The following is a 20,468-nucleotide window of genomic DNA, read 5'->3' as shown; positions in this document are numbered from 1 at the left end:
GGCATCTAATTCGCTTGTGCAGAAGTTGAGCCTGCCCGTCTTTGTCCTCACGCAAACAGCTGCAAGCTTTTCGGGCTCGACGACCGAGCGTCTCGAGTGACCACCGGGATCGCATGGATCAGTTGCAAAGCGAACGAAGCGCATCCGGCCTCTCGATATCGACGGTTCTTGCGTCGCGCAGCGCTATGACACTGCGATCTTTCAGTTTGGTCATGACCCGCGATACCGTCTCGATCGTGAGGCCGAGATAGTCGGCGATGTCTTGCCGCGACATCGGCAATCTCAATTGCCGGATGCCCCCCTGACGGTTTGACAGGTCCAGTAGGAATGCGGCGATACGTTCCACCGCACATTGCCTGCCGATTACCAGAAGGTGCTCCTGGGCGCGCGCCATGCCGGCCAAGGCAAGAGCGAGAAGCTCCCGCGAATGCTCCTGCATCGGACGCCGGCCGAAAACCGCCAATCTTGTTTCTGTGATCGCCTCGGCAAAAAAGCGACGAGTTGCGCCCGCGTCGAAGCCGAACATTTCCCCTGCGAGGTGAAAGGATACGACCTGTCGCCGACCGTCCGAGAGCAGGCGGTATACCCGCACCGCTCCGGTGGCGACCTGGTAGCATTTTTCAACCGCGTCGCCCTCGGCGTAGATCTCTTGGCCGGACCTGTAAGTCGCAACAAGATGGGGTCCAGGAATCCCGGCGGTTGCGATGCTGTCGGATTGCGGAAAGCTCTGTTCTGTAGGTTGGGAAGCGGCGTACATCTCTTGTCCCCCTGATCGTTTCGGAGGGAGATTGCCAATTCGGGCATCGGCGATAAATTCGGTTAGATCACTAAGGGAATCTACTTAGGCCGGGTACGTAGGGACGGAGTACGCCGCTTCTGCCCGCCCGACTATTTCGCAATCGCGGCTAGGCTGTTCACAACGCCCAGAAGATCAGAGCCGCTGATCGGCTTCGTCAAGATGATGGTGCCGTCATGCTCTTGAAGTGGCGACATTCCATCGACGAGCAGGATGACGCGTCCTCCTAGACGCTGCAGGGCTTGCGCGGCCTGCGCCTCGGATTTCAATATTTCGTCATCGACGATCGTGCAAAGCGAAGCCCTCGACGAACCCTCGGCCTTCCACAAGGCGTCGTATGACTCGGCCGAATATCCTTCGACCTCGAGCGCGAACGCCAGGGACCGCCGGAGACCCTGGTCCGGTGCAACGACGACAATGCTTCTGTCAGCCAACAACTTACAGTCCCGCGCAAACTGGCGTGCACATGCCCGCCGATGAGCCGCCATTTAAAGGCCGCGAGCAGGCCGCGCATTGCGCGAGATCAAGACTGCAAGATTAAGAGGGCCCGAAGCCCGCCGCGAGCGCCATACGAACGAGGTGCGGAAGGCTCTTTGCCTTCATCTTGCCCATGACGTTGGCGCGGTGCACCTCGACCGTGCGGGGACTGATGTCCAGGTCATAGGCGATCGATTTGTTCGGCAAGCCTGCCACCACCGCGGAGAGCACCTGGCGCTCCCTCTCGCTCAGCGTGTGAAGGCGTTCCTGAATATCGCGGATTTCATCGACGTCAGCTTCCGGAACGCTCAGCTGTTCGGATGCCCTTTCGATCGCCTCGATGATCACCGAGTCTTCGAAGGGTTTTTCGATAAAGTCCAATGCTCCCGCTTTCATCGCCTCGACCGCCATCGGAACATCGCCGTGTCCGGAGATCACGATGGACGGTATCCTTATTTTCAGATCTCCGAGACGGCGGATGAGATCGACGCCGGACATCTCCGGCATTCTGAGGTCAGTTACGAGAATTCCGTTGCGGACATTCGGTGCGAATGAAAGAAAGGAGGCAGCAGATTGATGAATTTTTACAGCATAGCCGTTCATCGTCAGCATGAACGCGAGCGACTTCCTGACCGGCTCTTCATCGTCGACAATATGAACGGTGTAATCAGTCATTTCCATTGATCCGTTCTTCCACATAGGCGGGAAGCGTGAACCGGAAAGTAGCCCCTCCGGCGGCATTTTTCGAGACGGTCATTTCACCGCCATGCGCTTCGACAATGCGTTTCGAGATCGAAAGGCCTATGCCCATTCCACTTGCCTTTGTCGTGACGAACGGCCTGAAAAGCTGGCCGGCAATTTCCTCAGGAATGCCCCCGCCCGTGTCTTCCACGACGACGGCAATCTCGCCCGGATCCGCCGGCAACGTTCGAACTGTAAGTTCACGGTGCTCGACGTGGCGCATCGCCTCGATCCCGTTGCGCATCAGATTGATGAGCACCTGTTGCACCTGGATGCGATCGACCATCACCATTTCGGCACCGGGCACATATTCGAATACCGTTCTGACGCCGCTCTCGCGGGAGCCTACCAGAGCCAGCGCGCCGGCTTCCTCCACCAGCTTGCGGATGTCTTCGGGTGCCTTTTCCGTTTCGCCTTTCGTGACGAATTCCCGGAGGTGTTTGATGATCTGACCAGCGCGCAGGGATTGGCCAGCGATCTCTTCCAGCGCGCCACGCATCCTCGTTGCCACATTGGCATCCATGTCACGCAAGAGCCTTGTGCAGCCATGGGCGTAGTTTGCGATCGCCGACAGCGGTTGGTTCAGCTCGTGCGCAAGCGTCGATGCCATTTCACCCATCTCGTTAAGACGGGCCAGTCTCGCCAGTTCAGCCTGGATCTGTTCAAGCCGCGCGGCCGACTCTTCCCGCTCCGTCAAGTCCCTGATGAAGCCGGTGAAGAACCGTTCTCCGCCTGATTTCATCTCCCCGACTGCAAGCTTCATCGGAAACGTCGATCCGTCCTTCCGCCGCCCGACGACGACCCGGTCGATTCCGATGATGCGCTTCTCGCCGGTACTCAGGTACCGCTGCATATATCCGTCGTGCTCATGACGGTAGGGTTCCGGCATCAATATGCGCAGGTTCTGACCAATGACCTCTTCTTCGACATATCCGAACTGCCGAACGGCGGCGGCGTTGAAGGATACAACGGTGCCATTCGTGGAACTGACCACGGTGGCGTCCGGAACCGTATCCAATATCGATCTGAGGTGCGCATCGCGGGCCTGTACGGCAGCTTCCGTCCGGTCGATGGCGCGTCTTGCAGCCTGGATCAATTCCCCGAGAGCCACGATCAGGAGCACTGTCGACGCGAAGACGACTATTTCGCCAACGCTCGGCCCGGGCGCATTCTCGATCCACTGTACCGATATTGCAGCAAGTAGCGACAGCCCGAGCGCGAAGGCTATCGGTTTCAGGCCGCCGATCATTGCGACGAGGAGGAGTGCGGGAATGAACGAAGAGAGAGTAACGGTGTCGCCGACGAGTTCCCGTAGCGCCAATCTCAACGCAAGAAGACCGATGACGACCGCAGCTGCGAAAACATAGGCCGAGAGGCCATCGACCCGCCACCTGATCAGCGACTGCCCGAACCGCATCCTCTCGACCATGCCACGTGAGTGCATTCCCGTTATCCAACCAGAGGGATGAATTGCATGCTGTGCCAAGCGTCGCGGCAAGACGGTCTTGGCCGCGGGCTCGCGTGACCTTCCATAGACCATACCGCCGCGATCGGCCACCCCGCCCTGTGGAACATGCCCCGTGATCGCGAAAGGCGGCGTATGGATTTTGTCCGCTGAAACGGCGCCCGCTTGGCTTTGCAACGGCCGGATCGGCTGTTAGGTTCATTATTCGTTCCCGTTTGCGTCGCGAATCGGTCAACCGGAGGGAGGCTCCTTCAGGAGGAACGGTCGAATGCGCTATTGAAGGGATGGTAGGGATACGCCGGTGAAAATCGGCGCGATAAAAGCGGGGGACGATGAGCGCGGCGTATCTTGAGAAACTGAACGATCAGCAGCGCAATGCGGTCGAGCATGGCGTTGGCCTGCCAGACGGAAAAATTGGTGGACCGCTCCTGATCATCGCCGGTGCCGGTTCCGGCAAAACCAACACGCTGGCGCACCGCGTCGCCCATCTGATCGTCAATGGCGCTGATCCGCGCCGGGTTCTCCTGATGACATTTTCCCGACGCGCGGCAGCCGAGATGAGCCGGCGGGTGGAGCGCATCTGTCGGCAGGTACTTGGCGAGAGGGCCGCCATCGTTGCTGACGCACTCGCCTGGGCAGGCACGTTTCACGGGATCGGGGCGAGATTGCTGCGCGATCATGCCCCGGAGATCGGCATCGATCCGGACTTCACCATCCATGACAGGGAAGACTCAGCCGACCTGATGAACCTCGTCCGGCACGAGCTTGGGTTTTCCAAGACGGAAAGCCGCTTTCCGTCGAAAGGCACCTGCCTTGCAATCTATTCGCGCACAGTGAACTCGGAGCAGACGCTCGATGCGGTGCTGCGCGGCTCCTTTCCGTGGTGCATGGCATGGGAAAAACAGTTGCGCGAACTCTTCGCTTCCTATGTCGAGGCCAAGCAGGCGCAGAACGTCCTCGATTACGACGACCTCCTGCTCTACTGGGCGCAGATGGTAAGCGAGCCTGTGATTGCCGAAGAAATCGGCAATCGCTTCGACCATGTGTTCGTCGACGAGTATCAGGACACGAACCGCTTGCAGGCGACGATCCTGACGGCACTCAAACCGAATGGCCACGGCCTGACCGTCGTCGGCGACGATGCACAATCGATCTACTCCTTCCGTGCCGCGACCGTACGCAATATTCTCGATTTTCCACAAACCTTCTCTCCGGCGGCCGACATCATCACGCTTGACCGGAACTACCGCTCGACGCAACCGATCCTGACTGCCGCCAACAGTGTCATCGAACTCGCCCGCGAACGTTTTACGAAGAATCTCTGGACCGAGCGCCAGTCCGCCGAGCGGCCACGGCTGGTGACGGTTCGCGATGAAGCCGACCAGGCCAACTATATCGTCGAGCAGGTACTGGAAAATCGCGAAAGCGGCACGCTCTTGAAACAGCAGGCGGTTCTGTTCCGCACCTCGCATCACAGCGGCGCCCTGGAGGTGGAGCTTACCCGGCGCAACATCCCCTTCGTCAAGTTCGGCGGCCTCAAATTCCTCGACAGCGCGCATGTGAAGGACTTGCTGGCGGTCCTGCGCTTTGCCCAGAACCCCCGCGATCGCGTGGCCGGCTTCCGGCTGATGCAACTCTTGCCCGGCGTCGGTCCGCAGACGGCGGGCCGGGTGCTCGATGCAATGGCCGCCGACCCCGAACCCTTGACGGCGCTCGCCGAAATTCCCGCTCCGCCGCGCTCGGGAGATGACTGGGTTACCTTTGTCGACATGCTCCAGCGCATGCGCAGCAGAAAGACCGCATGGCCGGCCGAAATCGGTGAAGCGCGCAACTGGTACGAACCGCACCTCAATCGCATTCATGAGGATGCGGAGGTGCGCATGGCCGATCTCCTGCAGCTCGAGCAGATTGCAGGCGGTTATCCATCGCGGGAACGGTTCCTGACCGAACTCACCCTCGATCCACCGGATGCGACCAGTGATCAATCCGGCGTGCCGCTTCTCGACGAGGACTATCTTATCCTGTCGACGATCCATTCGGCCAAGGGCCAGGAGTGGAAGTCGGTCTTCGTCTTGAACTGCGTCGACGGCTGCATTCCCTCCGATCTCGGCGTGGGCTCGACGGCCGAGATCGAGGAGGAGCGACGCCTCCTTTATGTCGCGATGACCCGCGCCAAGGACAGCCTGCATCTTGTCACGCCGCAGCGGTTTTTCACGCATGGGCAGAATGCCCAGGGCGATCGCCACGTCTATGCGTCGAGAAGCCGCTTCATTCCGGCAACGCTTTTGCAGTTCTTCGAATGCTCCGCCTGGCCGGTCGCCAAACCGTCGGCTCCCGGCGAGCGAGAAGCACGAAAGGTCCGGGTCGATGTTGGAGCCCGCATGCGTGGCATGTGGCGATAGGGCAAGCCCGCGGTCCGCGCTCCTGGACCCGGCTATCTCGAAGCGCTCATACCAACCAAGCCGCCAACGAGTCCTGAAGGCATCATCGGGGCGTCATCGCCTGAATATGTGAATCGCGCCTCCGGCGTCGTCGGATACGAGGACGGAACCGTCCGGCGCTTCCTTGACGTCCACCGGGCGCCCGACATCTCGGACAAAGGTCGCCGCCGAGACCGGGCGACCGCCCTGGAAGCGCACCCGCACGACCTGATACCCGACGGGAACCGACCTGTCCCAACTGCCGTGCTGGGCGACCAGAGCGTCACCGCCGAGGCTGCGGAAGAAATGGATCCCCAGGGCGGCGACATGCGCCTGAAAGTTGAACGCCGGGGAAATCTGCCGAGCGGGTGGCCGGGCGTCCTCAAACCCTTCGAGCCGGACCCGGCCTCCGAAGTAGGGAAAGCCGTAAAAGCCGCCCGGCCGAAGCGCGTTCAACTCGTCGGGTGGAACATCGTCGCCCATTCCGTCAGCGCCGTTATCGGTAAAGAACATGGTGCCGCCGCGCCAGTCGAAGCCAACCGAATTGCGCACACCCCAGGCGACTCGTCGAAGGTCGGACCCGTCCTGCTTCATGCTGACGATAGTGCCCTGCAGGCCGCGCGGCGAGCAAATGTTGCAAGGCGATCCGAACGAGACATAGAGCCGGGAATCAGGGCCAACGGCGATATAGCGAAAGCTATGGGCTCCCGAATTCGGCAAGTCTCGGCGAATATCGCGCCTGCCGGAGAGAGCACCCCCACGCCCGATATCGAACGCCGTTATGCTGTCCCGCGAAGCGACGAACAAACGACCGCCGGAGCATGCGACTCCGTTCGCGGCGGAGAATCCGGAGGCAACCCGCCGGGCGCGGCCGCCGGACAACGGCACGGCATAGACCGAGGAACCTTTCGTTCCGACAAACAACATGTCGCCGCAGACTGCCATTTCGCGCGCGGCGGGAACGCGGGCGAGCAGTTCGGCTCGCGCCGGGCCAAGGGCGAGGCCGGAGGCGAGCATGGCGACCGACGCGAGCGCGAGAAATCCGGCTTTACGGGAAAAGAGGTCCATCGGCACCCTCCGAATACAAGCTGAATTTGCTGGGGAACTGGTGCGGCTCATTCTTGTTTCAAGCCGGAGCCGAAGCCTCACGGCGAAGTGATCTCCTACAGCACCGCGCGTCTTATCAGACGCGCAAAGGACGCTGGCACGTTGCTTGTGGAGCTGTCCTCTTTGTATGGCTTGCCGGACCGGATCAATCGCCCAAAGGCGGGAGACCCAAGAGCATTTAACGGCCGCGATAGGTCAACGTCGCCGATGGCGTAGTCGAAAGCTTATCCGCTTCGCGCGTCAGGCGATCGCGAAGCGGCGAGCGGATGCAAACCGGATCGGTTGCGCTGGCGTCGCCGGCAAGCGCCATCGCCTGGCAACGGCAGCCGCCGAAGTCCACCTTCTTGCGCTCGCAACTCCGGCACAGGTCCGGCATCCAGTCCTCGCCGCGATAGGCGTTGAACGCGTCACTTTCGTACCAGATCGTGGCGAGCGCGGCTTCGCGCACATTCTCGAAAGACAGGCTCGGGATCGTTTCCGCGGCATGGCACGGAAGCACGCGCCCCGAAGGTGTGACGTTCAGGCCGACACGGCCCCAACCGCCCATGCAGGCCTTTGGATAGCTGGAGTAATAGTCGGCCGGCACATAGTCGATCACCAAGATGCCCTGATATCTTTCGCGCGCCGCCGCGACCGTTTGCGTCGCCTGTTCGACCTGTTCGCGCGTCGGCATGAGCGCCGCCTTGTTGCGCTCGGCCCAGCCGTGAAACTGCACCGTTGCGACTTCGATACGGCGCGCCTTCAGCCGTATCGCCAGTTCGATCATGGCCTCGATCTCGCCCATGTTCTGCCTGTGGCAGACGGCATTGAGCGTCAGCGGGATCCCGGCATCCGCCACCCAGCCCGCGACCGCGATCTTTCTTTCATGTCCGCCGTTGTAGCCGCCGATCCGGTCGGCGCTTTCGGGCGAAACGCCCTGGATCGAGAGCTGGACATGGTCGAGCCCGACATCGGCCAGGCTGCTGATTCTGGCTTCGGTCAAACCCACGCCCGACGTGATCAGATTGGTATAGAGCCCGAGGGATACCGCCGCCCGCGTCAGCTCGACGAGGTCCCGGCGTGCCGCCGGCTCGCCGCCCGACAAATGCAGATGCAGCACGCCGAGGTCGGCCGCCTGCTCGAAGACGTTTATCCATTCCCCGGTCGAAAGTTCATCCTTTGCCCGCGTCAACGCCACCGGGTTGGAGCAATAGGGGCAGGCGAGCGGACATCGATGCGTCAGCTCCGCGAGCATCGCCATCGGAGGAGGCACGCGCGAAACCTCGCGCACGATACCATTTGCAAGGGCGGCGCCACGCTTCATTCGACGATCTCCAGCATGCGGCGGACGGCAAGCTCGTGGACGAAAGCCTTCACGTCGCTGGCAATCTGCGCGACGGGGGCCTCGAACCGGGCGGCAAAGTCGTCAGCAATCCGATCGAGGCTCCGCTTGCCATCAAGCGCTTGCACGATGGCAACGGCGATCTCGTCCAGAGCCATGGCACGCTCCGGCGCCAGCAGGACCATCTGGCCGCGCACCCGGTCTTCGCGCAGCCGTACCCCGCGCGCCAGCTTGACGACGCTGGAACCTGAAATCACCGGCGCATCGGCGGTCATTCGGCGGCCTCCGTCGAGACAGTTTCCCCGATGACGCCTTCCCGCCCGTCCCAGCCTCCCGGCGGAATGCGGCCGGGTGCGACATAGGCCGAATAGAGCGCATCGAGCTGCGACCACAGCACATCCGTCTTGAAGGTAAGTGCCGCGGCGGCGGCATCCTGTTTTTCCTGCGTGTCGGCGTGGTCGAGGACATAGGCAAGCCCGAATGCCACGTCCTGCGGCGCCTCGTTGAGCCGTTGGCGGAAATAGGCAAGCGCCGCGTCGTCGGCGAACGCATAGTGCTCGAGAAGCCCGGCGATGCGCTCCGAATGGATCTTGGGCGCGAAAAGCTCGGTCAGCGAGGAGGCCACCGCCTCGAGCAGCGGCTTCTCGCGCACGAACGACACATAGGCGTCGACGGCAAACCGGGTCGCAGGCAGGACCCCCTTTGTCGAGGCGACATAGGCGGGATCGAGTCCGACCGCTTCGGCGAGACGCAGCCAACGGCGGATGCCACCGCCCTCGTTGACGCCGCCGTCATGATCTTCGATGCGCGAGCGCCAGGCCCGACGCATTTGCGGGTCCTCGCAACGCGACAGAAACGCAGCGTCCTTCATCGGAATTCGGCTCTGATAGTAGTAGCGATTGATGACCCAGGCCCGCACCTGCGTCATCGTCGAGTGGCCACCGTGGAGCATGACGTGGAAGGGGTGCTTGTCGTGATAGCGTTCCTTGCCGATTTCCAGTAGGCGGGCGTGAAACGCTTGCTTGTCGGTTGCCGTCGTCAAAGCTGGACCTCCATGCCGTCGAACCCGACGTCGAAGCCGCGGCTTTCGACGTAGGCGCGCTCGGAGCCGGGCCGCCAGATCGGATTCGTGTTGTTGATGTGGACATAGACCTTTCGGCGAATGTTCAAGGCAGCGAGTGCGTCGAGGCTGCCGCCTTCGCCGGCAATCGGCATGTGGCCCATGCGGCGGCCGGTCTTGCGCCCCGTACCGGTGGCGATCATCTCGTCGTCATTGAAAAGCGTGCCGTCGAAGAACAATGCGTCGGCATCGCGCAGGCGCGCTGCAAGGCCGTCGGTCAGCATGCCGCAGCCCGGAATGTAGTAGACGCGCCTGCTGCCGGCCCTGAGCTCGATTCCGACCGTGTTTTCGCCCTCGATGTTCAGATCCGGTTCGCCGCCTTCGAGGAAAAGCGGAACCTTGCCGGGCACCGCGAAGAGCCGCGCCTCGAGACCGGGCAGCGGAGAGAACGGTTCCTCGATGGCGATGTTGTTTCGCGAAACCAGGTCCTGATCGAGAACGCCGAAGATCGAATTGTCGGCAAGGATCCGGCTGACTGCGCCGGTTGCGAAAACGGCGAAGGCCTGTTTTTCCCTGAGGTCGAGCAATCCCGCCAGGTGATCGATGTCACCATTGGTCAGCACCACGCTTTTGATCGGGGTGTGACGCAGCCGGCGCGGCTGCAGGGGTCGATTGTTCTGAATCTGCTGGCGGATGTCGGGAGAGGCGTTGAAGACGGCCCAGGCCTCGCCGTCGAGGCTGACGGCCAGCGACGATTGGGTCTGCGACCTGACGGCGGAGGCAGGATCGCGCGCCAGCGTGCAATTCAAACAGCCGCAATTCCATTGCGGGAGACCGCCGCCGGCGGCGGCCCCCAAGACGATAAGACGAAGATCGGACGCTTCATTCACTGGTCTATCCCGAGACGCGTTGTGAGCCGACCATCGTGCGGCGGAGCGTCAGAAGAGGATGGGCTCATCTCCGTCCGCAGGAGCGTAGCGGGTGATTTCCATCGCGCAGCTGACTTCGATGAATTTTGGTTTATGCCAGGACATGTTTCCTCCATTCGTCCGATTGGTGTGCTCGCTCCCGCATTTGCAGGCGCCCTTGCATCTGGATCGAACACGAAACAAGCTTTGCTCGCAAAGAGCGCTGCTTGGGTGAAAGGCCGGAACGGCTTTCTCCCGCTCCGGCAAGACCCGGCGGCGCCGTCGCCGGGGGTTGGCAAATCGGGTTCGCGTGACTACGGCATTACGCAGCCTCCCTTGAAGGGTAGCAAACCGCTTTAGGCCCGGCAATTAAGACCTAGGTGTCTATCGACATCGCACTTTCCGCTCGAAACCAGTCGAGCGGATGCGGCCACGGGGGCCAAATAACCGCATCTTCCTCCCGAACGCCCGTAGCCGCAGAGCAGATTCCTTCTTCGCCCTAACCGAAGGCGTTGGCGGGATAGGGCTTGCTTACCACCGGCAGATATCGCGCGCCCGTCGCAAGCAGAAACCGCTCGAAAGCCTGCATTGCCGGAGTTGTGGCACGGTCCAGGCGCGACACGCTGAACCATTGCCGGCGGATCGGCGTATCGACGACATCGAGAATGACGAGCCGGCCGAGCTTCACCTCCTGCTCGATGGTATGGGCGGAGATGAAGGCAATCCCAAGACCGGCGATGACCGCCTGCTTGATCGTCTCGTTCGAAGCGATCTCTGTGCCCAACTCCTCGAGCTTGTGCGGCGTGTCACTCAGGAAGATCTCAAGCGAGATACGCGTCCCCGAACCCCTTTCCCGCACGAGAAACTGTTCCTGCGCAATCCGCTCCCGCGAAATTTCCAGCAAACCTGCGAGCGGGTGTCCGGCGGGGGCGATGAAGACCAGCGGATGGTCGCCGAACACCTCTGCGCGCACCTCGAAGTCGCGCGGCGGCCGTCCCATCAGCGCAACATCGATCTCATGGTCTCTCAATTTGGCGATGACTTCGGCTCGGTTGCCGATAAAGAGATTGATCTCGATGGCGGGGAGCTGATCGCGGAAGGCGGCAATCAGTTGCGGCGCGAAATATTTTCCGGTCGATACGACGCCAAGGCGCAATCGCCCGGTTCTGAGCCCCTTGATGGCACTGATCGAGTCCTCGAGGCTGGTGAGGCTCTCCTCAACCGCCCGCGCCGCCTCAAGGAAAGCAAGACCGAACGCCGTCGGAACCATGCCGCCGCGCGTCCTGTCGAACAACGGGACATTGGCGTCCCGTTCCAGCTGCTGGATCTGCAGCGTGAGCGCCGGGCCCGTCAGACCCAAAGCCTCGGCAGCAAGATTGATCTTCCCCAGCCGGCAAACGGTCTGGACGGTGCGAAGTTGGCGAAGTGTCACGTTGCGCATGAACGAAAGTAAGAAATTCTAACTTCTGAAGTCAATCTAATAAATTTTACAAACTCCCGGATTGCGCCATCCTGCACCGGACATCTGGGAGGAGACATCATGTCCGGCGCGACTCTCGAGGCCTATCTTGCCTCACGCGTGGCCACTGGCGACGATATCGCCCGGGAAGTGGCCGCAGTAGTACAACGGTTGGCGACAGCCGCCCTCGACGTCCGCAAACTCGTCAACCAGGGCGCGCTCGGAACGGCGTTCAACGGCACCCGTGGCGGCAGCAATAGCGACGGCGACCTGCAGAAGGATCTCGACGTCGTGTGCGACGGCCTTTTCCTGTCATGTCTGCAGGGCGCGCCGGTCGCATGCTACGCCTCGGAAGAACTGGACAACCCCGTACTGCTCGATCCGAATGCGCGCCTTGCGGTTGCGATCGATCCGCTCGACGGCTCTTCCAACATCGACACCAACGTCTCCGTCGGTACGATTTTCTCCGTGCTGCCCGCCGTCAAAGGACCGGACTCGGATCTCATGCAGTCCTTTCTGCAAGCCGGAAACCGACAGCTGGCGGCAGGCTTCTTCCTCTACGGACCGCAAACCGCGCTGGTACTGTCGCTCGGAAAGGGCACGGAGATCTTCATCTTCTCCAGTCGGCTCGGCTGCTTCGTACAGGGATACAAGTCGGTCAACATCGCCGAGCGCACCAGCGAATTCGCGATCAACATGTCGAACTACCGACACTGGGAAGAAGCGGTCCGGCTCTATGTCGACGACTGCCTCGCCGGTGCAGAGGGGCCGCGCGAGCGGGACTTCAACATGCGATGGATCGCCTCGCTGGTTGCCGATACCTATCGGATTCTCGTTCGCGGCGGGATCTTCCTGTATCCCGCAGACGGCCGAAAAGGCTACAGCCATGGCCGGCTGCGGCAGGTCTACGAGGCCAACCCCATCGCCTTCATCGTCGAGAACGCCGGCGGCGCAGCCACGACGTCGGTCACGCGCATTCTCGATCTCGTCCCGGAAAACCTGCACCAGCGCGTACCGCTGATTTTCGGTTCGCGTCGCGAGGTGGAGCGCATCGCCCGCTATCACGTCGACCCCAACATGATCGGCGAACGCGCACCGCTCTTCGGCAAGCGCGGTCTGTTTCGGGCCTGAGGAGAGCCGCATGTCAGCGAGACACCCAATCATATCGATCACCGGCTCGTCCGGCGCCGGCACGACCACCGTCAAGGACACGTTCGAGAAGATCTTCAAGCGCGAGAACGTTTCGGCATCGTTCATCGAAGGCGATGCCTTCCACCGCTACGACCGGGAAAGCATGCGCCGCAAGATCGCCGACGAGAAGGCCAGAGGCGTCGACTTTACCCATTTCTCCGCCGAGGCGAACGAACTGGAGATTCTCGAGAGCGTCTTTGCCGAATATGGCAGGCGCGGCGTCGGCCGCACCCGTCACTACGTGCATGACGACGCCGAGGCTGCGAAATACAGTGCGGAACCCGGCACATTCACGAACTGGGAGGAGTTTGGCGACAGCGATCTGCTGTTTTACGAGGGATTGCATGGCTGCGCCGTCACCGACACGGTCAATCTTGCCCAACACTGCGACCTGAAGATCGGCGTCGTTCCGGTGGTCAACCTCGAATGGATTCAGAAGATCCATCGAGACAAGGCGACGCGCGGTTACTCCGCCGAGGCCGTGACGGACACCATCCTTCGGCGCATGCCGGACTACGTACACTACATCTGCCCGCAGTTTTCCCTGACCGACATCAATTTCCAGCGCGTGCCGATCGTCGACACGTCCAATCCCTTCATTGCGCGCTGGATACCGACGCCGGCCGAATCCATCCTGGTCATCCGCTTTGCCAATCCGCGCAGCATCGATTTTCCCTACCTGCTGTCGATGCTGCACAACAGCTACATGTCGCGTGCCAATTCCATCGTGGTGCCGGGCGACAAGCTCGATCTCGCCATGCAGCTGATTTTCACGCCGCTCATCCACAAACTGCTCGAACGCAAACACCGCATGTCGTGAGGAGACCACCATGAATGTTTCGCAGCAGATCGAACCCCGTGCCGCCGCATCGGAACGCAACATGGGCGACGCCATCCGGTTTCTCGCCATGGATGCCGTTGAGAAGGCAAATTCCGGCCACCCCGGTATGCCGATGGGCATGGCCGACGCAGTCACCGTCCTCTTCAACCGCTTCATCAAGATCGACCCTTCCCTGCCCGACTGGCCGGATCGCGACCGCTTCGTGCTTTCGGCTGGCCACGGTTCGATGCTGCTCTACTCCATCCACCACCTGATGGGCTTTGCCGACATGCCGATGGCCGAACTCTCAGCCTTCCGCCAACTTGGCTCGAAAACGGCCGGCCATCCCGAATACGGCCATGCCCTAGGCATCGAGACCACCACCGGCCCGCTCGGCCAGGGCATAGCCACCGCCGTCGGCATGGCGATAGCCGAACAGATGATGGCTGCCCGCTTCTCGGGTTCGCTCTGTAACCACTTCACCCATGTGGTGGCCGGCGACGGCTGCCTGCAGGAGGGCATCAGCCACGAGGCGATCGACCTTGCCGGACATCTGAAGCTGCGCAAGCTGGTCGTGCTCTGGGACGACAACCGGATATCGATCGACGGATCGACCGACCTCTCCACCTCGATGAACCAGCTTGCCCGTTTTCGTGCAGCCGGCTGGGATGCGCAACGCGTCGATGGCCACGACCCCGAGGCCGTGGCGAAGGCCATCGAGCGGGCGCGCCGGAGCCGCAAACCGTCGCTGATTGCCTGCCGCACCCGGATCGGCAAGGGGGCGGCCAGCATGGAGGGCTCGCATAAGACCCATGGGGCGGCGCTCGGCGACAAGGAAATTGCCGCGACACGCGAAAAGCTCGCCTGGACGCATCCGCCTTTCTTCGTGCCGCCTCAGATCAAGTCGGCCTGGGAACGCGTGGCCGTGCGGGGCCGCTTGGCCCGCGAGGCATGGGAAATCCGGCTCGACGCCTCGCGCTCGAAGAAGCGCTACGAGCAGACTGTCGGCCGGCAGCTGGACGGTGATGTCGCCCATCTTCTGGCAAAATTCCGAGCCGCACATCGCAAGAGAGCATCCAAGGTCGCCACACGTCAGGCCTCGCAGATGGCGCTGGAGGTCATCAATGGTGCGACAGCGCTGACGATTGGCGGCTCCGCCGACCTGACCGGCTCGAATCTGACGATGACGTCGCAGACCCAGCCCATCTCGCCGGGCAATTTCAAAGGCCGCTATCTGCATTACGGCATCCGCGAGCACGGCATGGCGGCCGCCATGAACGGCATCGCCTTGCATGGCGGCTTCATTCCGTACGGCGGGACCTTCCTGGTATTTTCCGACTATGCGCGCGGTGCGATGCGTCTCTCGGCGCTGATGGGCTTGCCCGTCATCTATGTGCTGACCCATGATTCCATCGGGCTCGGCGAGGACGGACCGACCCACCAGCCGGTCGAGCATCTGGCCATGTTGCGTGCCACCCCCAACCTCAATGTCTTCCGGCCCGCCGACATCATTGAGACGGCCGAATGCTGGGAGATCGCGCTTGGTGAGAAGAACCGGCCGAGCGTCCTTGCTCTTTCGCGGCAGGCCTTGCCGATGCTGCGCCAAACGGACGGGGACGAGAATTTGTCGGCGCTCGGAGCCTACGTCCTGAAGGAAGCACGCGGGCCCCGCGACGTCACGCTGCTTGCCACTGGATCCGAAGTCGAGATCGCCCTTGCCGCAGCGGAACGCCTGCAGGCCGAAGAGGGTGTCGAAGCGGCGGTGGTGTCCATGCCTTGCTGGGAGAAGTTCGAGATCCAGGATGCATCGTACCGGAAGCAGGTTCTCGGAAATGCCCCGCGCATCGCCGTCGAAGCAGCCGGCCGCCTCGGTTGGGATCGCTGGATGGGGCCGGACGGTGCCTTCGTCGGCATGATCGGCTTCGGAGCCTCGGCACCGGCCGGAGACCTCTACCGCCATTTCGGCATCACCGCCGATCATGTCGTCGCCGAAGCCTTGGAGCTTGTCCGCCGGGACTTCCGGGAGGCGCCGCTCATGAGCACCGGTCCGCTGGCGAGCAAAGACGTCATCAGTTCATCGAAGGAGGCTTGACACCATGGCCCGTATCACGCTCCGCCAGCTGCTCGATCATGCCGCCGAGCACACTTACGGCGTGCCGGCATTCAACATCAACAACATGGAACAGGGGCTGGCGATCATGGAGGCGGCGCGCGCCTGCGACGCTCCTGTGATCCTGCAGGTTTCACGCGGCGCCCGCTCCTATGCCAACGACATCATGCTCGCCAAGATGATGGAAGCGCTCGAGCAGATGTATCCCGACATCCCGCTCTGCATTCACCAGGATCACGGCAACAATGTCGCGACCTGCCTTACTGCGATACAGCACGGCTTCACCTCGGTGATGATGGACGGCTCATTGAAGGAGGATGCAAAGACTCCCGCCGACTACGCCTATAACGTCGCGATCACTGCGGAAGTGAGCCGCCTCGCCCATATGGTCGGCGCTTCGGTCGAGGGGGAACTCGGCTGCCTCGGATCGCTCGAAACCGGCCATGGTGAAGCCGAGGACGGGCACGGCTTCGAAGGCGCGCTCGATCGTTCGCAGCTTTTGACGGATCCGGACGAAGCCGCCCGCTTCGTGGCCGAGACCGAAGTCGATGCGCTGGCTGTGGCGATCGGCACGTCGCATGGCGCCTACAAGTTCACCCGCAAGCCCACCGGCGAAGTGCTCGCCATGGACGTGATCGAGAAGATCCATCACCGGCTGCCGGACACCCATATCGTCATGCACGGCTCCTCCTCGGTGCCGCAGGAGTGGCAGGATGTCTTCAACGCCCACGGCGGCGAGATGCGGGAAACTTACGGCGTGCCCGTCGAGGAGATCGTCCGCGGCATCCGCTTCGGCGTACGCAAGGTCAATATCGATACCGATCTGCGCCTGGCGGCAGCCGCCGCCTTTCGCCGCGTCGCCGATACGAGCCGCACCGAATTCGACCCGCGCAAGTTCTTGAAACCCGCCATGGACGCCATGTCGGCGGTCTGCAAGGCCCGTTTCGAGGCCTTCGGCACCGCCGGCAACGCATCCCGCATCAAGGTCGTGCCGATGGCGGAGATGGCCAGTCGCTACGCGAGCGGCTCACTCAAACCCCAGTCGGCGCGGTCGCAAGCCGCCTGACCCATCATCCAGAGAAAGGGACTGTGTCATGAACGCCGATGCAAAGACAGAGATCAAGGGCAAGGAACGCTACAAGGCCGGCGTCCTCAAATACGCGCAGATGGGCTATTGGAACGGCGACTACGAGCCGAAGGACACTGATCTGATCGCGCTCTTCCGGATCACGCCGCAGGAAGGAGTCGACCCGATCGAAGCTGCCGCCGCCGTTGCCGGCGAGAGCTCGACCGCCACATGGACGGTCGTCTGGACCGACCGCCTGACGGCCTGCGACCAATACCGCGCCAAGGCCTACCGGGTCGACCCGGTGCCCGGAACGCCCGGGCAGTATTTCTGCTATGTCGCCTACGACCTGATCCTCTTCGAGGAAGGGTCGATCGCCAACCTGACGGCGTCGATCATCGGCAACGTTTTCTCGTTCAAGCCGCTGAAGGCGGCAAGGCTCGAGGACATGCGCCTGCCCGTCGCCTATGTGAAGACCTTCAAGGGTCCGCCGACCGGCATTGTCGTCGAGCGCGAACGGCTCGACAAGTTCGGCAAGCCGCTGCTTGGCGCCACCACCAAACCGAAGCTCGGCCTTTCGGGAAAGAACTATGGCCGGGTCGTCTACGAGGGCCTGAAGGGCGGCCTCGACTTCATGAAGGACGACGAGAACATCAACTCGCAGCCCTTCATGCACTGGCGCGACCGCTACCTCTACTGCATGGAAGCCGTCAACCACGCTTCGGCTGTCACCGGCGAGGTCAAGGGGCATTATCTCAACATCACCGCCGGCACGATGGAGGAGATGTACCGCCGGGCGGAATTCGCCAAGGAACTCGGCTCGGTCATTGTCATGGTGGATCTCATCATCGGCTGGACGGCAATCCAGTCGATCTCGGAATGGTGCCGGCAGAACGACATGATCCTGCACATGCACCGCGCCGGTCACGGCACCTACACACGGCAGAAGAACCACGGCATCTCCTTCCGCGTCATTGCCAAATGGCTGCGGCTTGCCGGCGTCGACCACCTGCATGCGGGCACCGCCGTCGGCAAGCTCGAAGGCGACCCGATGACCGTGCAGGGTTACTACAACGTATGCCGCGAAACGAAGAACGAGGTGGACCTTCAGCGCGGGCTGTTCTTCGAGCAGGATTGGGCCGACATCAAGAAGGTCATGCCGGTGGCATCAGGCGGCATCCATGCCGGGCAGATGCACCAGTTGCTCGATCTCTTCGGCGACGACGTCGTGCTGCAGTTCGGTGGCGGCACGATCGGTCATCCCATGGGCATCCAGGCTGGAGCCACCGCCAACCGCGTCGCGCTGGAAGCCATGGTGCTTGCCCGCAACGAAGGCCGCGACATCGCCCGTGAGGGTCCCGAGATCCTCAGGGCGGCGGCCAAGTGGTGCAAGCCGCTCGAAGCGGCCCTCGATACCTGGGGCAACATCAGCTTCAACTACACCCCGACGGACACCTCGGACTTCGTACCGAGCGTGAGCGTCGCCTGACGGACATAAGAGGAGAGACGATATGCGTATCACCCAAGGATGCTTCTCGTTCCTGCCGGACCTGACGGACGAGCAGATAACGGCACAGGTGGAGTATTGCCTCGGCAAGGGTTGGGCGATCGGCGTCGAGTATACGGACGACCCCCACCCCCGCAACACCTACTGGGAAATGTGGGGCAATCCGATGTTCGACCTGAAGGACGCCAAGGGCGTCATGATGGAGCTGGAGGACTGCCGCAACGCCCATCCGCAAGATTACATCCGCCTCAATGCCTTCGATTCCAGCCGCGGCCTGGAGACGGTTACGATGTCCTTCATCGTCAACCGTCCCGACATCGAACCGAAGCTGCGGATGACCCGGACGGAAAGCCGCGGTCGCAGCCAGCACTATGCCTGGGAAACGCGGCGCTAGAAGGAGCAAATGATGCCGGAAGCTCTATCAAGCACGGAAAGCCTGCCGACATCGATCGATCTCGCCGAGGAGTATCAAGCCTCCGGTGTCGCCGAAATCCTCGACGAACTGGATCGGGAACTCGTCGGGCTAAAACCCGTGAAGCAGCGGATCCGCGAGACGGCAGCCCTGCTGCTTGTGGAGCGGGCCCGCCGCGCCATGGGTCTCACCCACGAGGCGCCGTCGCTGCACATGAGCTTCACCGGCAATCCCGGCACCGGCAAGACGACGGTCGCCTTGCGCATGGCCAATCTGCTGCACAGGCTCGGCTATATTCGCAAAGGGCATCTGGTGTCCGTCACGCGTGACGATCTGGTCGGTCAATATATCGGCCACACCGCGCCCAAGACCAAGGAGATCCTGAAGAAGGCAATGGGGGGCGTGCTGTTCATCGACGAGGCCTATTACCTCTACCGGCCGGACAACGAGCGCGACTACGGCCAGGAAGCGATCGAGATCCTGCTCCAGGTGATGGAGAACAACCGCGACGATTTGGTGGTCATTCTCGCCGGTTACGCCGACCGGATGGACCGATTTTTCGAGAGCAATCCAGGCTTCCGCTCGCGCATTGCTCACCACATCGATTTCCCCGACTACGACGACGGGGAGCTGCTATCGATCGCCGAGAGCATGCTGAGCCGCCAGGGCTATCATTTCGATGCCAAGGCGGCGACCGTGATGAGCGACTACATCGCCCGTCGTCGGCGCCAGCCGCATTTCGCCAATGCGCGCTCGATCCGCAACGCGCTCGACCGCGCCCGGCTGCGGCAGGCGAACCGCCTGTTCGAGGAAAGCGTCGGACCCATCGATGCGGAGCAACTGTCGACCATCACGGCTCGAGATATTTCCGCGAGTCGCGTGTTTGCCATAGACCAGGCCAATCCTTCGGAGATCTCGTCATGAGCCACAAGACCATCATAGCCCCCTCGGTTCTGTCGGCAGATTTCTCGCGGCTCGGCGAAGAGGTCGAGGCCGTCTGCCAGGCCGGTGCCGACTGGATCCACCTTGACGTGATGGATGGCCATTTCGTGCCGAACATCACCTTCGGTCCACCGGTCATCAAAGCGATCCGGAACCGAACGGACAAGATGTTCGACTGCCATTTGATGATCGCACCGGCCGACCCCTTTCTCGCCGCCTTCGCCGACGCCGGCTGCGGCATCATCACCGTGCATGCCGAAGCAACCACCCACCTCGACAGATCGCTGCAGGCGATCCGCGACCTCGGCTGCAAGGCCGGCGTCTCGCTCAATCCCTCGACGCCGGAAACCGTCGTCGAATATGTGCTGGAGCGGCTCGACCTGATCCTGCTGATGACTGTCAATCCCGGCTTCGGCGGCCAGGCCTTTATTCCATCCGTCGTCGAGAAGGTGCGCCGCGTGAAGTCCATGATTGGCAGCCGTCCGATCCACATCGAGATCGACGGTGGCGTGACGCCGGAAACGGCGCCGCTCGTTGCCGCGGCCGGTGCGGATGTGCTGGTTGCCGGCTCCGCGGTGTTCAAAGGCGGCAACGAGGAGGCCTACGCGAAAAACATTGCGGCCATCCGCGCGGCGTCCGATGGCGCCATGAAGAAAGCCGCGTGAA

At 62.1% G+C, this 20,468-nt stretch carries 20 protein-coding genes; 9 read left to right on the top strand and 11 right to left on the bottom strand.

The features are described from left to right. Positions 1–118: 118 nt before the first annotated feature. The 4 genes from QN224_RS20030 to fixL form a co-directional block, all read right to left on the bottom strand. Positions 119–757, bottom strand: coding sequence for a helix-turn-helix domain-containing protein (locus QN224_RS20030; RefSeq protein WP_283978078.1), 639 nt, complete (start codon positions 755–757; stop codon positions 119–121). A gap of 131 nt (positions 758–888) precedes the next feature. Next, positions 889–1,233, bottom strand: coding sequence for a transcriptional regulator (locus tag QN224_RS20025; RefSeq protein ID WP_283978077.1), 345 nt, complete (start codon positions 1,231–1,233; stop codon positions 889–891). Positions 1,234–1,333: 100 nt separating this feature from the next. After that, positions 1,334–1,948 (bottom strand): response regulator FixJ, encoded by a 615-nt coding sequence (gene fixJ / locus QN224_RS20020; RefSeq protein ID WP_283978076.1) that lies wholly within the window; start codon positions 1,946–1,948, stop codon positions 1,334–1,336. Next, positions 1,941–3,458, bottom strand: coding sequence for an oxygen sensor histidine kinase FixL (gene fixL / locus QN224_RS20015; protein WP_283978075.1), 1,518 nt, complete (start codon positions 3,456–3,458; stop codon positions 1,941–1,943). Before fixL ends, fixJ begins: the two co-directional genes overlap by 8 nt. Positions 3,459–3,811: 353 nt before the next feature. Here fixL and QN224_RS20010 point away from each other — a divergent pair, with 353 nt between their 5' ends. Continuing rightward, on the top strand, positions 3,812–5,881 hold the full coding sequence (locus QN224_RS20010) for an ATP-dependent helicase (protein WP_283978074.1): 2,070 nt from the start codon (positions 3,812–3,814) through the stop codon (positions 5,879–5,881). 93 nt (positions 5,882–5,974) lie between these two features. On the opposite strand, the gene QN224_RS20005 is transcribed toward QN224_RS20010, so the two are convergent. From QN224_RS20005 to QN224_RS19975, 7 genes are all read right to left on the bottom strand, one after another. After that, on the bottom strand, positions 5,975–6,967 hold the full coding sequence (locus QN224_RS20005; protein ID WP_283978073.1) for a PQQ-dependent sugar dehydrogenase: 993 nt from the start codon (positions 6,965–6,967) through the stop codon (positions 5,975–5,977). A 217-nt stretch (positions 6,968–7,184) separates the two neighbouring features. Next, a complete protein-coding gene (gene pqqE, locus QN224_RS20000) occupies positions 7,185–8,309 on the bottom strand; it encodes a pyrroloquinoline quinone biosynthesis protein PqqE (protein WP_283978072.1) in 1,125 nt (374 codons plus the stop codon). Next, complete coding sequence (gene pqqD, locus QN224_RS19995) at positions 8,306–8,602, bottom strand: pyrroloquinoline quinone biosynthesis peptide chaperone PqqD (RefSeq protein ID WP_283978071.1); 297 nt, start codon at positions 8,600–8,602, stop codon at positions 8,306–8,308. Before pqqD ends, pqqE begins: the two co-directional genes overlap by 4 nt. Continuing rightward, positions 8,599–9,369: a pyrroloquinoline-quinone synthase PqqC gene (pqqC, locus tag QN224_RS19990; protein WP_283978070.1), complete on the bottom strand. Its 771-nt coding sequence runs from the start codon at positions 9,367–9,369 to the stop codon at positions 8,599–8,601. The genes pqqD and pqqC overlap by 4 nt, the downstream gene beginning before the upstream one ends. Beyond that, positions 9,366–10,277 carry a pyrroloquinoline quinone biosynthesis protein PqqB gene (pqqB, locus tag QN224_RS19985; protein WP_283978069.1) on the bottom strand — a complete coding sequence of 304 codons (912 nt, stop codon included), beginning with the start codon at positions 10,275–10,277 and terminating at the stop codon, positions 9,366–9,368. The genes pqqC and pqqB overlap by 4 nt, the downstream gene beginning before the upstream one ends. A 48-nt stretch (positions 10,278–10,325) precedes the next feature. Continuing rightward, positions 10,326–10,421 carry a pyrroloquinoline quinone precursor peptide PqqA gene (gene pqqA / locus QN224_RS19980; RefSeq protein ID WP_026187092.1) on the bottom strand — a complete coding sequence of 32 codons (96 nt, stop codon included), beginning with the start codon at positions 10,419–10,421 and terminating at the stop codon, positions 10,326–10,328. 373 nt (positions 10,422–10,794) lie between these two features. Then, the gene (locus QN224_RS19975; protein WP_269275180.1) at positions 10,795–11,736 is read right to left on the bottom strand and encodes a LysR family transcriptional regulator; all 942 of its coding nucleotides are present in this window, start codon (positions 11,734–11,736) and stop codon (positions 10,795–10,797) included. 99 nt (positions 11,737–11,835) lie between these two features. Here QN224_RS19975 and QN224_RS19970 point away from each other — a divergent pair, with 99 nt between their 5' ends. From QN224_RS19970 to rpe, 8 genes are read left to right on the top strand one after another with little or no spacing between them, the layout of a single operon-like run. Further along, the gene (locus QN224_RS19970; RefSeq protein ID WP_283978068.1) at positions 11,836–12,885 is read left to right on the top strand and encodes a class 1 fructose-bisphosphatase; all 1,050 of its coding nucleotides are present in this window, start codon (positions 11,836–11,838) and stop codon (positions 12,883–12,885) included. A 10-nt stretch (positions 12,886–12,895) separates the two neighbouring features. After that, entirely contained in the window at positions 12,896–13,765 is an 870-nt protein-coding gene (locus tag QN224_RS19965; protein WP_283978067.1) for a phosphoribulokinase, read from the top strand. A gap of 10 nt (positions 13,766–13,775) precedes the next feature. After that, positions 13,776–15,857, top strand: coding sequence for a transketolase (gene tkt / locus QN224_RS19960; RefSeq protein WP_283978066.1), 2,082 nt, complete (start codon positions 13,776–13,778; stop codon positions 15,855–15,857). A gap of 4 nt (positions 15,858–15,861) precedes the next feature. Then, positions 15,862–16,941 (top strand): class II fructose-bisphosphate aldolase, encoded by a 1,080-nt coding sequence (gene fba / locus QN224_RS19955; RefSeq protein ID WP_283978065.1) that lies wholly within the window; start codon positions 15,862–15,864, stop codon positions 16,939–16,941. A 28-nt stretch (positions 16,942–16,969) separates the two neighbouring features. Continuing rightward, complete coding sequence (locus QN224_RS19950; RefSeq protein ID WP_173514391.1) at positions 16,970–18,430, top strand: form I ribulose bisphosphate carboxylase large subunit; 1,461 nt, start codon at positions 16,970–16,972, stop codon at positions 18,428–18,430. 22 nt (positions 18,431–18,452) lie between these two features. Further along, positions 18,453–18,842: a ribulose bisphosphate carboxylase small subunit gene (locus tag QN224_RS19945; protein WP_283978064.1), complete on the top strand. Its 390-nt coding sequence runs from the start codon at positions 18,453–18,455 to the stop codon at positions 18,840–18,842. Between the two features lie 9 nt (positions 18,843–18,851). After that, positions 18,852–19,784, top strand: a complete 933-nt coding sequence (cbbX, locus tag QN224_RS19940; RefSeq protein ID WP_283978063.1) for a CbbX protein — start codon at positions 18,852–18,854, stop codon at positions 19,782–19,784. Continuing rightward, positions 19,781–20,467, top strand: coding sequence for a ribulose-phosphate 3-epimerase (rpe, locus tag QN224_RS19935; protein WP_283978062.1), 687 nt, complete (start codon positions 19,781–19,783; stop codon positions 20,465–20,467). Before cbbX ends, rpe begins: the two co-directional genes overlap by 4 nt. Position 20,468 lies beyond the last annotated feature (1 nt).

Source organism: Sinorhizobium sp. 7-81 (assembly GCF_030124405.1).
GTDB lineage: Bacteria > Pseudomonadota > Alphaproteobacteria > Rhizobiales > Rhizobiaceae > Sinorhizobium > Sinorhizobium psoraleae.
Note: the sequence above shows the minus strand (reverse complement) of the source record. Positions and strands in the feature narration are given on the sequence as shown.